The sequence below is a fragment of the Erythrobacter sp. Alg231-14 genome (assembly GCF_900149685.1).
Taxonomy (GTDB): Bacteria; Pseudomonadota; Alphaproteobacteria; order Sphingomonadales; family Sphingomonadaceae; genus Erythrobacter.
Genome location: NZ_LT702999.1, coordinates 539582 through 554153, shown reverse-complemented (window position 1 = coordinate 554153; position 14572 = coordinate 539582). Strand labels below are relative to the sequence as shown.

Sequence of the window (14572 nt, the reverse complement as noted above, 5' to 3'; positions counted from 1 at the left end):
AAGCGGCGAATTCCAGCGTCATCAGCGGGGCATTATTAGAGATGCCACGAAATCAGGTCACTCCGCCGCTTCGAGCTGTTCCTCAGACCCTTGAGCATTCGCACCAGCGCGCGAAAATTTCAACAATCCATCATCGACTGGGCTCTTGGCCATTTGCTTGCGATCCACGACGTATTCCTGGTTGAGGCGCCATGGGTAATGGAGGCCGTTCTTAGGTTGAAGATGCTTCGAGCGTTGGATGTAGCCGCTGGAAAAATCGTAAATGTCGTCTTCTTCGATCGCGGCTTCTGCTTCGGGCGAAAGAATTGGATTGACCGTATCTACGTTTCTCGTGCGCATTTCGTTCAGGACGCGGCACACGTAATCGGAATTGATATCGGCCCGCAAAGTCCAGCTCGCGTTGAGATATCCAAACACCACCGCAAGGTTGGGTAGGTTGGAGAACATGCAGCCTTTGTAATAAAACCGTTCTGCGAAATCGACGATCTCGCCATTGACGCTCACATCGATTTTGCCTGCAACCGCCATTTTCAATCCGGTCGCGGTGATAATGATGTCTGCCTCGATAAGTTCGCCTGAATCCAACCGAATGCCGTTGGCTTCGAATCCTGCGATCTTACCAGTGACGATGGTCGCTTTGCCGGATTTCATTGCTTCGAACATATCGCCATCGGGGACCAAGCACAGGCGTTGATCCCATGGATCGTATGGCGGCGTGAATGTTGCGCGGTCGAAATCTGGGCCCAGTGCCTTTTCAATCGCACTGTGAAGGTTCTTTTTGACTTTCTCTGGTTTGTTGCGGGCGATCTTAAACGTGAAATCCTGCATCCAAATGTTTTTGAATCGCGTGATTTTGTAGGCCCACTGCTCCGGCAACACCTTGCGGATTGCGTTGGCCAGGCCGTCTTTTGCTGGGCGCATCGCCATCCAAGTTGGCGTGCGTTGAAGCATGGTAACATGGTCCGCTTTGTCGGCCATAGAAGGCACGATTGTGACCGCCGTTGCTCCTGATCCGATGACCACAACTTTCTTGCCAGAATAATCGAGGTCTTCGGGCCAAAATTGTGGGTGTAGAACCTGTCCCTTAAACTCGCCCAGTTTGAAACCCGGATCGTAGGGCTCGTCGTAATCGTAATAGCCTGAACCGAGATAGAGAAAATTCGCTGTCATTTGCGAGCGGGTGCCATCCGCCTGTTCAAGCTCAATATACCAACGCGCTTCATTCTCGCGGAAATCGGCCGCAATCACTTTCTGGCCGAACTGAATTTTCTCACGAATGCCGCGCTCATCCACAATCCGGTTTAGGTATTCGAGGATAGATGGCGCGTCAGCGATGCTCTTTTCATGACGCCACGGTTCAAAATCAAAACCCAACGTGTGCATGTCGCTGTCGGATCGGATGCCCGGATACCGAAAAAGATCCCAAGTCCCGCCTAGGTTTTCGCGCCGTTCGACAATCGCGAAAGAATGGTCGGGCGTTTTCATCCGCATATGCGCGGCCATGCCGATCCCGGAAATACCAGCGCCTACGATGAGAACATCATAATCGGGCGCGGTCGAATTCAATGGTGTGGCAGGCATCGGCTTCTCTCTTCTCTTGTTACAGAGGTTGTAAACACACAGGCGCAGGAAAAGCGAGTCTTGATAGCAAAATGAAACTGACTTGTGTTGGCGGACAGGCTAGCGGCTTCCTTATGAAAAATATATTCCGTCTCTCCGTCTGCGCTATCGCTTTGACAGCATGCGCTCCTTTGCTCGCTCAAGATGAGGCGTATGAAGAAGCGCAAGTGGACGGCTATGAACCCGAAATTGTTGTAACCGGGCAAGGGTTGGAGCAGGCCCTTTCCAACATTGTGTATTCGACGGTCACGTTAGAGCGTGAAGCAATTGTTTCGACCGGGTCCGGTCGTATCGAAGACGCCTTGTCCAACGTTGCAGGCTTTCAGCAATTTCGGCGATCCGATAGCAGATCTTCCAACCCAAGTGCCCAGGGCGTTACACTAAGGGCGCTAGGCGGAAATGCGACCAGCAGGGCGTTGGTGTTGTTGGATGGCGTCCCGATCAGCGATCCATTCTTTGGCTACATCCCCTTAACATCAATCGCGCCCGAAACCCTCAATTCTATCCGAGTAACGCGGGGCGGTGGTTCGGGGCCCTTTGGGTCAGGCGCGCTGGCCGGGACGATTGAATTGGAAAGCGCGGGACCGGACACGCTTGGACCATTTGCTGGCAGTGTGTTGATCAATGACCGCGCGGAAACCGAAGCCAGCGCCGCAGTCGCCCAAGAATTGGGTGCCGGATTCGCGGTGGTCAGCGGGCGTTGGGATCGGGGGCAAGGGTTCTTCACAACGCCAGATAATCAACGCGTGCCCGCCTCTGCGCGCGCGGCGTTCGACAGTTGGCAGGTTGGCTTGCGCGCGGTTGCTCCGCTTTCGGACACGATTGAATTGCAGGCGCGGACAAGCATCTTTGATGATCAGCGCACTTTGCGATTTGATGGTGCCAATTCGACCAGCGAAGGGCAGGATGCGAGCCTGCGGATCGTGGGTCGCGGCGATTGGCAATTCGACGCATTGGCCTATGTGCAGGCGCGCAACTTTTCCAATGTGGTGATCAGCTCGACACGGTTCGTGCGCGTTCTGGATCAACGCAACACACCGTCAACGGGGCTGGGCGGAAAGATTGAAGTGCGACCGCCCGTTGCGGAGGGGCATGATGTTCGAATTGGCGCGGATTACCGGCGTTCGGACGGCGAATTGCAGGAAGAAGCCTACAGCGCGTTCACGGGCGCGTTGCGGGAACGGCGCCGCGCCGGTGGAACCAACAGCAATCTGGGCCTGTTCATCGAAGACGATTGGAGCATCGGTCCCATTGTTGTGACCGGCGGATTGCGCGCGGATCATACACGCATCCAAGACGGCTTCTTTCGGGCGGTTGACGCAAACGCCGTCTTAGTCAGTGAAACGGTGGCCCCTGATCGGTCGGATTGGGCTTTAAGTTGGCGGGCAGGCGCGTCGTATTATGCGACACGCCGTTTGGACCTAAGGGCTGCCGCCTACACCGGATCGCGGTTGCCAACGTTGAATGAATTGTATCGTCCTTTTGTGGTGTTCCCCGTTGTAACTCAGGCGAACGCCGCGCTTGAAAATGAGCGGCTTACGGGGTTTGAGATTGGCCTCAATTGGCAGCCGGTTAATCAGGTGGTTCTGTCGCTTACCGCGTTCGACAATGAAGTCGAAAACGCGATTGCGAATGTGACCATCGCGCCCAATTTGCGGCAGAGGCAAAACCTTCCCGCGATTGACGCGCAAGGGATCGAAGGTGCGATCGCTATTCGTTCAGGGCAGATGAGTTTTGATGCGTCGCTGGCATTCACCGATGCAAAGGTCGCAGGGGAGGGCGCATCGCTCTTGCTGGATGGCAACCGGCCGCCGCAAACGCCAAAGTTCGCCGGGTCTGCAACCGTGGCTTGGCAACCTTCGGATGGATGGCGCGTCGCGGGGACATTGCGACACGTGGGTGCGCAATTTGAAGATGACCAGGAAACCGATCGTTTGGCTCCGGCGACAACGATTGATCTCTTTGTTGAAGCTCCTTTGACAGGGCGTTTCTCGCTCATCGCCAGAGCCGAGAACGTTTTTGACGACGACATTATCACGCGAAATTCTGGCGGAGCGATCGATTTGGGGCGGCCACGGACCGTCTGGTTTGGGATAAGAATTGGGATGTGATCGTTTGCGGGGCAGGGCGAGCAGAAGGCAACGGTTCTTGCGCGTTTTGCAACAAAATTAGCCAGTGAGTTTCGAATGCGCACCTATGCTGCGTTGCAACGTATTATGTTGCATTTTTGCTACTACCTCCAATCAAGTGGTATGACACTCTTGGCATGGGAAAAACCCCTGATAGTCTTACCAGTTGGGAAAGAGCACCGGCCACAATTCCGGGCGCCCTGTGGAGAGGACAATTTATGACACGGAAGTTTGCAGCTTATGCTGCTGGTCTAATGGCCTGCAGTTCATTCACGGCACCAGCATTCGCACAATCAAACGAAACGGTTGCCGCGCCGGATGAAGATGAAGGCGTCATCATCGTTACGGCGACCCGTCGTGCGCAAGATATTCAAGACGTTCCAATCGCTGTGACCGCCGTTGGCCAGGAACAACTGGACAAGCAAGGCGTCGTCAACGTTCAAAACATCACGCAAGTTTCACCAAGCTTCTCAACCTCGAACGCTCAGATCGCGTCGGGTTCGGTTGTTTTGCGTATTCGCGGTGTGGGTACGACATCAAACAATATCGGCTTTGAAAGTGCGGTCGGTATCTTCGTCGACGGCGCGTATCAATCTCGCCCGGGCGTTGCCCTTTCGGAGTTCGTCGACATTGAACGTGTTGAAGTTCTTCGTGGCCCACAAGGTACACTGTTCGGTCGCAACACCTCTGCTGGCGCATTGAACATCACCACAAACAAACCGGACGTGACGGCATTTGGCGGATTTGCCAATGCGACCTACGGTAATTTTGACCTCATCAACGTTCAAGGCGCGATCAACGCTCCCTTGGTCGAAGACACTTTGGCCGTTCGTTTGACCGGTGCGTACCGTCAACGCGATGGGATCGTCGATATTGTCGACGCAAATGGCGCCAATGTTGGTCAGTCGGGTACTGTAGATCAGTTTCTTATCCGCGGTCAGTTGGGCTACGAAAGCGAAGGCGGCGCGACAGCGCGTTTGATCTTTGATTATTCCGAAAGTGAGAACCAATGCTGTGCAGCGGTCGAACTCTTGGCGGATTCTGGCCTAGAAGGCGCGATCGTTGGCTTGGGGGGGCCATCTCGCGCGGGCATGGCTGCGCCTACAGTGGCAACAACGCCGTTCGATACGTCAACGGCTCAAGATGTCTTGGACAACCGTGTTGCAACAGCAAACCGCGCTCCTTTGGCTAATGTTGAACAATACGGCATCACGGCTCAGTTCGACTTCCCCATCGGGGACACAGTTGATCTGGTTCTGATCGGTTCGTATCGCGACTTCTCCGCTAGCGAGAATTACGATTCTGACTTCTCTGGACTGGATGTGTTCGATGTCGACCGGCTCGATACTGAAATTCAGACATTCACGGCAGAGGCGCGCGTGCAAGGCGAATCCTTGGGCGGCCGACTGAACTGGATGGTCGGGGGTTTCTATTCCGATGAAACTATTGATGCAGAGATCGATTTCGCGCTGGGTGCGGATTACGATTTGCTCGTTGGAGGGATTTTCGGAGGTGCGGTCGGTCCCGCTCCTTTGGCTCTGCTCACCGGTTCTAGCCCATCGCTGACTACGGCGACGAACCAATATTTCCAGAGCGCAGAGAGCTATTCGTTCTTCACGCACAACTCGCTTGAACTCACCGATGGCCTGATCGCAACAATCGGTCTGCGTTATTCGGACGAGAGCAAGAATGGCGGATTCAATCAGCTGGCCAGCAACAATCCAGCGTGCGACGGCGCATTTGCAGCCGTCGGTGCCGGCGCGGTTCCAGGTGCTTTGGTCGGCGGTACATTGGCGTTGAGCTGTTTCGCGTTTGTCGCTCCTGCGAATGGCGCGGATGGTGAGTTCTTCCCACTGCCGCGTGAATTCGACGTACCGTTCAGCGATAGTGAGCTGATCTACACTGGTAAGTTGAGCTATGAGTTCGATGCTCCGGTAACGGCCTATCTTAGCTTCACACACGGCTATAAAGCGGGCGGTATCAACCTAGATATCACTGCAAACACCGGTGGTGCTGATCCGACCTTCTTGTCGGAAGAAGTTGATGCCTATGAGTTCGGTGTGAAAGCCCAGCTTTTTGACCGCGCTGTGACTGCAAACCTTGCTGTGTTCCACGAAGAATTCAGCGACTTCCAAGTCCTCGAATTCACCGGTGCTCAGTTCACGACGTTCAACGTGGCAAGCGCGAAATCGACCGGTTTCGAACTTGAAACAGTGATCCGTCCTGACGACAATCTGACGGTCAATGCAGCTCTCACATACACAGACGCCCGTTACCCGAGCGACTGTGACGGTGGTCAGGTGTCTTTGAACGTCACGACGCTTTGCGGTAACTCGCTGACAAATGCTCCGAAAGTTGTCGCCATTATGGGCTTCAACTACGATCGTGACATCGGCAACAGCCTGCGTGGCTTCCTTTCCGGGCAAGCGCGTATGGAAAGCGATCGTCGCACATCGACACAGGCATTGTTCCTGGGGACCACCAATCCGGTTCCGTTCGATGTTCAAGATGGCAACACGAAGGTAAACCTTCGCGCTGGTATCGGCTCGATTGATGAAACTTGGACCCTTGAGGTTTGGGGCAACAACATCACCGACGTCGTGACCCGCGGTGTTACATTTAACACGGTGCTTCGCGGTTCGTCGCGTTCGGCCTTTATCCAAGAGCCGGCGACTTATGGCGTAACGCTCCGGACACAGTTCTAAACGAACAAACGTCTCTGGGAGGGGACAAAGAAAGGGCGGCTCGGAGAAATCCGAGCCGCCCTTTTGTTTGCCTGCGAGAATGAAGCGCGTTGGTGTTACATACCGCGCGCAATGAGCATTTTCATGACTTCATTCGACCCACCGAAAATCCGCGTGATGCGGCCATCGCGGAACATTTTAGCGATCGGGTAGTCATTGATGTAACCTGCGCCGCCATGCAGTTGAAGACATTTGTCAACGACTTCGCTCTGCAATTCGGTGACCAGATATTTGGCCATGCTAGCAGTGCCGACATCGAGTTCACCCTTGAGCAATTTGGCGATGCAATCATTTACAAACACGCGGGCTGCTGTGCCGCGCGCTTTAAGGTCAGCCAAGACGAATTGGGTGTTTTGGAAATCCCAAATCGTTTGACCAAAAGCCTTGCGATCTTTGACGTATTCGACCGTCACATCCATGGCTTTTTCGATCGCACTCATGGATTGCATTGCAATGACCAAGCGTTCCTGAGGCAATTCGCCCATCAACTGGTAGAAGCCTTTGCCCTCTACTCCGCCAAGGACGTTTTCAGCAGGCACAAACACATCATCAAAGAACAGTTCCGAGGTATCCGCCGCGTCTTGCCCGATCTTATCGAGCTTTTTGCCGCGTTCGAAACCCTCTGCCCCTTCAGTTTCAAGCAACATAAGCGAGATGCCCTTGGCGCGCTCATTGGGGTCAGTCTTGGCGACGACAACGATGAAATCGGCTGTTTGTCCGCTAGAGATATAGGTTTTGGCCCCATTGATCCGGTAGCCATTCCCGTCTTTCAGCGCGGTCGTGGTGATCGACTGCAAGTCCGAGCCAACGCCTGGCTCTGTCATTGCAATTGCACTGACCAAATCCCCAGTTACAAGCTTGGGAAGGTATTTCTTCTTTTGCTCTTCGGTGCCGTGGCGAACAATATATGGCAGGATGATCGTATTGTGCAGGGAAGCGGCAAATCCATCCACTTCATTTTTGAACTGTTGGTCGAGCACAACCATGTCATGGCGGAAGTCGCCTCCATGGCCGCCATATTCTTCCGGAACAGACACGCCGAGCAGACCTGCTTGGCCTGCTTCATTCCAAAATTCACGTTCAACCTGCCCGTCTTCACGCCATTTTTGAACGCGTTTTTGTGGAGCATGTTGTTGGTAAAACTTCCCGACCGCATCCGCGAAGATCGAAATCTCTTCGTCTTCCATAAATGCTGGCTGAGGCACGTCGATGACGGGCATACAAATTTCCTCTCTTAGATTGACACCAAGAATACGGGACGCCTCTCAATAAAGAGGCATCCCTTCATCCCAATTCTTACTTGCCCTTCCAATTGGGCGCGCGTTTCTCCGCGAATGCAGCGGCCCCTTCGCGGGCGTCTTCGGATACGAAAACCGGAGCGATAAGCTTGGCTTGATTGTCGTAGCGGTCTGCCATTGCCCAGGCGCGCGATTCTTTCATCACTTGCTTGGAAACACGAACCGCGAGCGGGCCATTGGCCGCAATCTTCGCGGCCAACGCCATAGCGCCTTCCAAAGCGGACCCATCGGTCACCGTGTTGATGAGACCCAATTCATAGGCGCGTCCAGCGTCGATGAAATCACCTGTCAGGGCGAGTTCCATTGCGATCCGCTCTGGGATTTGATCTGGAAGCATCATCACCCCGCCGGCCGCAGCGACAAGGCCACGCTTCGCTTCGGGGATGCCGAATTTCGCGGCAGAATTTGCAACGACCAAATCGCAAGCAATCATCAATTCGAGACCGCCGGCCAATGCGTACCCTTCGACCGCGGCGATCAAAGGTTTGGCCGGTGGCGCTTGAACCACGCCGCCAAAGCCGCGACCTGGAACGCTTGGGCTTTCACCGCGCAAGAAGCCTTTCAAATCCATGCCTGAACAGAATGTTCCACCGGCACCGGTTAGAATGCCAACCCGCAAATCGTCTTCGGCATCAAGCCGATCCATTGCTGCGGCAATCGCTTCTGACGCTGCTTTGGTCATCGCGTTTTTGGCTTCGGGACGGTTGATCGTTACGATCAAAACACCGTCTTCCACTTGGGTCAGGACTTCTTCGCTCACGGGTCTCTCCGATTCTTGATTAGCATTTTAATTAGAAACTCAAATCTTGTGTAAGAGGTGCAGGGGGCTTACCAATACGTCAACCGCATTTTCGATAGATTGAGAGGACTTACCCATGAGCGAAGCATACATAGTTGACGCCGTTCGCACCCCGCGAGGGATCGGCAAAGTTGGCAAGGGCGCTCTGGCGCACATGCATCCCCAACACTTGGCGGCAACGTGTCTTAAAGCGATTGCGACGCGCAACGCACTGGACACTTCCACCGTGGGTGATGTCGTCTGGTCTGTCTCAAGCCAAGATGGCAAACAAGGCGGCGATATGGGCCGTATGGCGGCGCTTGACGCTGGTTATGACGTCCAATCCAGCGGCATGACGCTCGACCGGTTTTGTGGCGGAGGCATCACATCGGTGAACGTCGCCGCAGCTCTCATCATGAGCGGCATGGAAGATTGTGTTGTCGCAGGCGGTACAGAGATGATGAGCCTTACGTCTGAGATGGCCAAAGCGAAGATGCAGGCGGGCATCATGCCGCCAATCATGGGCGCCGGTAACGAACGCCTTTCCAAGAAGCATCCGCAATCACAGCAAGGCATTTGCGGCGACGCAATCGCAACAATCGAAGGTTTTACTCGCGAAGATCTCGACATGGTCGCGTTCAAGAGTCAGCAAAACGCTGCCAAAGCGATTGAGGAAGGCCGGTTTGATAAATCGGTCGTTCCGGTTGTTGACGATGACGGCAATGTCGTCCTCGATAAGGAAGAATTCCCCAAGCCAGGCACGACCATGGAAATTCTGGGCGGCCTTCCCGCTTCGTTTGAGAAAATGGCCGAACTCTCGATGGCTCCGGGTCAGCCGACTTTCCGCGAGATGGTCAATCAGAAATACCCTGATGTTGATATCAAGCACTTCCACGGGCCAGGCAATTCTTCCGGCGTGGTGGATGGCGCTGCGGCGGTATTGGTGTGTTCGAAAGAGTATTGCGAAGCGAACGACCTCAAACCGCGCGCCCGTATCGTTGCCACCGCCAACATGGGCGATTGCCCAACTTTGATGCTCAACGCTCCGGTTCCGGCCGCAAAGAAGGTTCTTGAGAAAGCCGGCCTTACGCTGGACGATATCGACCTTTTCGAGATCAACGAAGCCTTTGCCGTTGTAACCGCCAAGTTCATGAAAGATCTCGATCTGGATTGGGATCGCGTCAACGTGAATGGCGGATCGATTGCGTTGGGGCACCCAATCGGTGCCACCGGTTCCATCCTGATCGGCACAATCGTCGATGAGCTTGAGCGCCGCGAAGGGCGTTACGGCTTGGTCACAATGTGTGCGGCGGGCGGTATGGCTCCAGCTATCATTGTTGAACGTGTCGATGGCTTCGTCGACTAAGGATTGTTGAGTGATAGATAACAACACGCCCGTCATTATCGGGGTTGGGCAATATTCGGAACGGGTCGGAGAACCGGGATACGAAGCCCTTTCCTATATGGATCTTGGCGGGCGTGCTTTGTCTGCTGCTGTTGAGAACTGCGGCGCCGATGGATCGGTTGCGGGTGCGATTGATACGCTCGCCGCGATCCGTGCGTTTGAGATGTCTCGTCCGGATCGGGCGCCGCCCTTTGGTGGTTCTGATAACATCCCGCGCAGTTTCGCAAAACGTGTGGGCGCCGATCCAAAACGCGCGATCCTGTCCACCACAGGCGGGCAATACAATCAAAAGCTGGTTGGTGAATTCGCCGCCGATATCGCCAGCGGTAAAAGCCAGTGCGCGGCCATTGTGGGATCCGAAGCGATCTCAACCGTCTTGGCGCTGTCTGCCAAGGGTGAAAAGCCGGATTGGTCTGAAGCGGTCGGCGGTGAATGCGAAGATCGCGGCTTTGGCCTTGATGGGATGCTCGAACCCGCTTTGTTTGCGCATGGTGCGACGGGGGCCATTCCGCTTTACGCTATTGCCGAAAATGCTCGACGCGCGAAATCAGGCAAGAGCTTGGACGAATATCGCGCCGATATTGGCGCATTGTTTGAACCATTCACCAAAGTGGCCGCCGCCAATCCGCATTCTGCGGCCCCTAAGGAGCGCAGCGCGGAAGAGTTGGCGACCGTTACAGATCGCAATCGGATTGTGGCCGAACCCTATGCGCGGATGACCGTAGCGCGCGATCAAGTGAACCAAGCCGCGGCAATCATCCTTTGCAGTGCGGGTTTGGCGCGCGAATTGGGTGTTCCTGAGGATCGGTGGGTCCATATTCATGCGGTGACTTCGGCCACCGAATTGGAATTGTCTGAGCGTCCCGACCTCGCGGCCAATCCGGCGTCAATCGCCAGCGTTGAGACTGCGTTTGCCATCGCCGACAAGGGCATGTCTGACATGGCCTATATCGATTTCTATTCGTGCTTTGCGATTCCCGTTTTCAACCAATGCGATCATTTTGGCTTGTCGGCTGATGATCCGCGTGGGCTGACCTTGACCGGTGGATTGCCGTTCTTTGGTGGGGCGGGGAACAACTATTCCGCTCACGCGATTTGCGAAGCAGTAGAACGAGTGCGCTCCGATCGCGGCAGTTACGCTCTGGTCGGGGCAAATGGCGGCTGGATGAGCAAATATGCGACCGGGATCTATTCGACCGAACCGGCCGATTGGACGGGCAATGATCGCGTTTCCGAGGTGCCGAAAGCCACCGACGCAGTCGTTCGCAGCAACGATCCCTTTGATAGCGCATCGGTTGAAAGCTACACGATCAATCACAGCAAATCAGGCAGCGATGCGGTCTTTATAGGTCGCAACGCAGACAGAGCTCGCGTGGTCGGCAACGCCGATCTTGATGATCCTGCGACACGTGATTTGTTCGAAGGCGGTCAACCCTTTGGTGCCTCACTGACCGTCACGCGCGACGATCGCGGCCGCAACGTGGGGCGCATCGCTTAACCGCTTTGTCGGTCAGTCGTCTTTGCGCGACCCGCCCAAGACATCCAACGCGTCGAACCCTTCGGGTGCGGCCACTTCGGTTATCGGATCATCTCGGTCGTCAAATTCCGTCCTTAGCGCGCGGCTCATCACCGCATGCATCATATACATGGTCGTTGTGTAAGTGAGCTCTAGGATCTCTTCGTCGGAGAACGTGGCTTTAATCGCGTCGAACAAAGTATCGGGAACCCGTCCCGCGTGCGTGACCAATCGATCCGCATAGGCCAGCACCAAACGTTCCTTGGCATCAAAACAGGTGGCAGTTTGCCAAGTGGGGATCGCCTCGATCTTTTCCTCACTCACGGCTAGCCCACGCAGGCTCTTACAGTGCTGTGAGAACACGAATTGGCTGCCGGTTGCCCATCCTGCCCATGTCTGGCCAAACTCCCGCAAAACAGGATCAAGCTTGCGGTTCTCACTGCGGTAATAGGCAAAGCCTTGCGCTGCATGTTTGAGCGTTTCGGGCGAGTTGGCGAAGACCGACCACCAATCGCCGGATGTGCCCGTTGCCGTGCCCGGTTCTGTTACGGGATCGCGGTCACCGAACACCATCGCGTACATCTGCAACACGGCCTGGTCTTCGACTTCGCTCTTAGGAATCTCTCTTAAACGCGGCATGTCAGATTACCCTTCGGCTGTGTTACAGGTTGCGGGTTCATGGGCGATGTCTTCTGGGCCGAATGCTCGGGTTGTTGCAGCAAATTCGAGCATGATGCCGTTGGGATCGGTGAAATACACCGACCGCACAAATACCCCATCATGCATTGCTGGTGCGACGCCTTGGGGGCTGTCATCGTGGTTCAAAACCGCAGGGGTCAGTGGGACATTTGCGTCTTGAAGTCGGACGATCGCCGCTTCCAATTCATCCTCTGCCATATCGAAGGCGAGATGGTTCATGGATCCAACGGCGGTCTTTGCATCGAATGGGAATTCCTTGACCGATGCAATGCCTGGGGCGGCCGGCGGCGCATCGTCCCACCAAAAGAACGCGACGGAATTGCCATTGCCGCAATCAAAGAAGAAATGCTGGCCACCATCCGGCAATTGGACGGTTTTGAACAAGGGCATGTTCAATATCTCGGTGTAGAAATGGACCGTCTCTTTCATATCGCGACAAACCAGCGCGATGTGGTTGATGCCCGTTGTTTTGATCGCCATCCGATGTCTCCCTACGGTAATGTGTGCCTGTGATAGAAAGGCGTTGCAATCGCATCGGTGCCAATTGTCACTCCGCTTTTGACAAATCATGGCATTCACGTTATTTAGTTTCATTCGTAACTATATTGAAACATTCGAAAGCGCCTTGCCATGACAAAGCATACCCCACTTCACACAAGTGATTTGTTTGAAAACCCCGCTGGTCTGGACGGGTTCGAATTTGTCGAATTTTGCGCGCCAGAGAAAGGCGTTCTTGAACCTGTTTTTGAAGCAATGGGCTTCACACAAGTGGCAAAGCATCGCGGCAAAGACGTGTATCTTTGGCGTCAAGGCGGCATCAACCTTATCGCCAATTACGAACCGCGCAGCGCGGCATGGTACTTCGCCCGCGAACACGGCCCGTCCGCATGCGGCATGGCGTTCCGTGTGCGCGATGCAAAGGCGGCGTACGATCACCTTATCGCGCAAGGCGCGGAACCGGTCGCGAACGAACCCGGCCCGATGGAGCTTCGCATTCCTGCGATACGCGGTATTGGCGGGGCGATCCTTTATCTGGTGGATCGTTATGCCGGAGCGGAGGACAAAAGCCTCACCATCTATGACATCGATTTTGAGTATCTGCCCGGTGTTGATCCGTATCCCGAAGGCGCAGGGTTCCACACCATCGATCACCTCACGCACAATGTTTACACCGGCCGGATGAAATATTGGGCGGACTATTATGAGAGCCTGTTCAACTTCAAAGAGATTAGGTTCTTTGATATTAAGGGCGAATACACCGGCCTGACGTCAAAAGCGCTAACCGCGCCTGATGGAAAAATTCGCATTCCTCTCAACGAAGAAGGCGAAGGCGGCAAAGGCCAGATTGAAGAATTTCTGCGCGAATTTAACGGCGAAGGCATTCAGCACATTGCCTTGATCTGCGAAGATCTTGTGGCGTGTTGGGACCGGCTCAAAGAGTTCGGCGTTCCGTTCATGACCGCACCGCCCGAAACCTATTACCAAATGCTCGACGAACGTTTGCCGGGACACGGTGAAAATGCCGAGGAATTGAAGATGCGCGGCATCCTTTTGGATGGGACCACCGAAGGCGGTGAACCGCGCCTCCTCCTCCAAATTTTTGCCGAGGCGCAAGTTGGCCCGGTCTTCTTCGAATTCATTCAGCGCAAAGGCGATGATGGTTTCGGCGAAGGCAATTTCAAAGCTCTGTTCGAGAGCATTGAACGCGATCAGGTCGCGCGCGGTGTGTTGAATGTGGCGCCAGAGCCCGCTCAATGAGTGGTTCTGGAACGTCGTCGGCGCATCCCGTGAAACTGGGCGGGGTTCATCACGTTGCCTATCGCTGCAAAGACGCGAAAGAGACGGTCGAATGGTATGGCCGGGTTCTCGGCATGGAATACACCACTGCCTTTGCCGAGGATCACGTGCCGTCAACCGGCGAATATGACCCTTACATGCACGTCTTTCTGGATGCCGGAAATGGCAACATCTTGGCGTTCTTTGAATTGCCAAACCAACCCGACATGGGGCGTGACGAGAACACGCCAGCCTGGGTGCAACACTTGGCGTTTCGCGCACCGGACGAAGCAGCGTTGTTGCAGGCGAAGGCTCATATTGAGGCGCAGGGCATCGATGTGCTGGGGCCGACGCATCATGGTATTTTCAAATCAATCTATTTCTTTGACCCTAATGGGCATCGGGTCGAATTGGCCGCCGATATCGGCACCGACGAACAGTATATTGAATTGAAACGGGTTGCGCCCATGATGCTTGACGAATGGAGCGAGACAAAGACCGCGCCGCGTCACGCGGATTGGTTGCATCAACTGGCCCGAGAGGAACACGGCCAAAGTTAAGCGCGATCGAAAGCGTAAAAAAAGGGGCGCGAAGTTTAGCACTTCGC

The 14572-nt window shown here is 54.8% G+C and carries 11 protein-coding genes; 6 read left to right on the top strand and 5 right to left on the bottom strand.

The annotated features are described in order from the left end of the window. Positions 1-57: 57 nt before the first annotated feature. Entirely contained in the window at positions 58-1581 is a 1524-nt protein-coding gene (locus BQ8290_RS02530; protein WP_108787347.1) for an NAD(P)-binding domain-containing protein, read from the bottom strand. A 113-nt stretch (positions 1582-1694) separates the two neighbouring features. On the opposite strand from BQ8290_RS02530, the gene BQ8290_RS02525 reads away from it, so the two are divergent. Continuing rightward, positions 1695-3731, top strand: coding sequence for a TonB-dependent receptor domain-containing protein (locus BQ8290_RS02525; RefSeq protein WP_108787345.1), 2037 nt, complete (start codon positions 1695-1697; stop codon positions 3729-3731). Positions 3732-3967: 236 nt separating this feature from the next. Further along, on the top strand, positions 3968-6454 hold the full coding sequence (locus BQ8290_RS02520) for a TonB-dependent receptor domain-containing protein (protein WP_108787343.1): 2487 nt from the start codon (positions 3968-3970) through the stop codon (positions 6452-6454). A gap of 95 nt (positions 6455-6549) precedes the next feature. Here the strand turns inward: BQ8290_RS02520 and BQ8290_RS02515 are convergent, their stop codons facing one another. Together BQ8290_RS02515 and BQ8290_RS02510 are read right to left on the bottom strand one after the other, a co-directional pair. Further along, the gene (locus BQ8290_RS02515; RefSeq protein ID WP_108787341.1) at positions 6550-7713 is read right to left on the bottom strand and encodes an acyl-CoA dehydrogenase family protein; all 1164 of its coding nucleotides are present in this window, start codon (positions 7711-7713) and stop codon (positions 6550-6552) included. Between the two features lie 76 nt (positions 7714-7789). Continuing rightward, entirely contained in the window at positions 7790-8551 is a 762-nt protein-coding gene (locus BQ8290_RS02510) for a crotonase/enoyl-CoA hydratase family protein (RefSeq protein ID WP_108787339.1), read from the bottom strand. 115 nt (positions 8552-8666) lie between these two features. On the opposite strand from BQ8290_RS02510, the gene BQ8290_RS02505 reads away from it, so the two are divergent. Together BQ8290_RS02505 and BQ8290_RS02500 are read left to right on the top strand one after the other, a co-directional pair. After that, the gene (locus tag BQ8290_RS02505; RefSeq protein WP_108787337.1) at positions 8667-9935 is read left to right on the top strand and encodes an acetyl-CoA C-acetyltransferase; all 1269 of its coding nucleotides are present in this window, start codon (positions 8667-8669) and stop codon (positions 9933-9935) included. A gap of 10 nt (positions 9936-9945) precedes the next feature. Then, positions 9946-11472 (top strand): acetyl-CoA acetyltransferase, encoded by a 1527-nt coding sequence (locus BQ8290_RS02500; protein WP_108787335.1) that lies wholly within the window; start codon positions 9946-9948, stop codon positions 11470-11472. A 12-nt stretch (positions 11473-11484) separates the two neighbouring features. Here BQ8290_RS02500 and BQ8290_RS02495 read toward each other — a convergent pair whose 3' ends face one another. Together BQ8290_RS02495 and BQ8290_RS02490 are read right to left on the bottom strand one after the other, a co-directional pair. Continuing rightward, positions 11485-12129, bottom strand: a complete 645-nt coding sequence (locus tag BQ8290_RS02495; RefSeq protein ID WP_108787333.1) for a carboxymuconolactone decarboxylase family protein — start codon at positions 12127-12129, stop codon at positions 11485-11487. Between the two features lie 6 nt (positions 12130-12135). Then, complete coding sequence (locus BQ8290_RS02490) at positions 12136-12669, bottom strand: VOC family protein (protein ID WP_108787331.1); 534 nt, start codon at positions 12667-12669, stop codon at positions 12136-12138. Positions 12670-12819: 150 nt separating this feature from the next. On the opposite strand from BQ8290_RS02490, the gene hppD reads away from it, so the two are divergent. After that, positions 12820-13947 (top strand): 4-hydroxyphenylpyruvate dioxygenase, encoded by a 1128-nt coding sequence (gene hppD, locus BQ8290_RS02485; RefSeq protein WP_108787329.1) that lies wholly within the window; start codon positions 12820-12822, stop codon positions 13945-13947. After that, positions 13944-14525: a VOC family protein gene (locus BQ8290_RS02480; RefSeq protein ID WP_108787327.1), complete on the top strand. Its 582-nt coding sequence runs from the start codon at positions 13944-13946 to the stop codon at positions 14523-14525. The genes hppD and BQ8290_RS02480 overlap by 4 nt, the downstream gene beginning before the upstream one ends. Positions 14526-14572 lie beyond the last annotated feature (47 nt).

Excerpts from the sequence above, each read along its gene's own strand:
- BQ8290_RS02480 (WP_108787327.1), top strand. The coding sequence starts at position 13,944 with ATGAGTGGTTCTGGAACGTCGTCGGCGCATCCCGTGAAACTGGGCGGG.
- BQ8290_RS02490 (WP_108787331.1), bottom strand. The coding sequence starts at position 12,669 with ATGGCGATCAAAACAACGGGCATCAACCACATCGCGCTGGTTTGTCGC.
- BQ8290_RS02495 (WP_108787333.1), bottom strand. The coding sequence starts at position 12,129 with ATGCCGCGTTTAAGAGAGATTCCTAAGAGCGAAGTCGAAGACCAGGCC.
- BQ8290_RS02525 (WP_108787345.1), top strand. The coding sequence starts at position 1,695 with ATGAAAAATATATTCCGTCTCTCCGTCTGCGCTATCGCTTTGACAGCA.
- BQ8290_RS02520 (WP_108787343.1), top strand. The coding sequence starts at position 3,968 with ATGACACGGAAGTTTGCAGCTTATGCTGCTGGTCTAATGGCCTGCAGT.
- BQ8290_RS02505 (WP_108787337.1), top strand. The coding sequence starts at position 8,667 with ATGAGCGAAGCATACATAGTTGACGCCGTTCGCACCCCGCGAGGGATC.
- BQ8290_RS02515 (WP_108787341.1), bottom strand. The coding sequence starts at position 7,713 with ATGCCCGTCATCGACGTGCCTCAGCCAGCATTTATGGAAGACGAAGAG.
- hppD (WP_108787329.1), top strand. The coding sequence starts at position 12,820 with ATGACAAAGCATACCCCACTTCACACAAGTGATTTGTTTGAAAACCCC.
- BQ8290_RS02530 (WP_108787347.1), bottom strand. The coding sequence starts at position 1,581 with ATGCCTGCCACACCATTGAATTCGACCGCGCCCGATTATGATGTTCTC.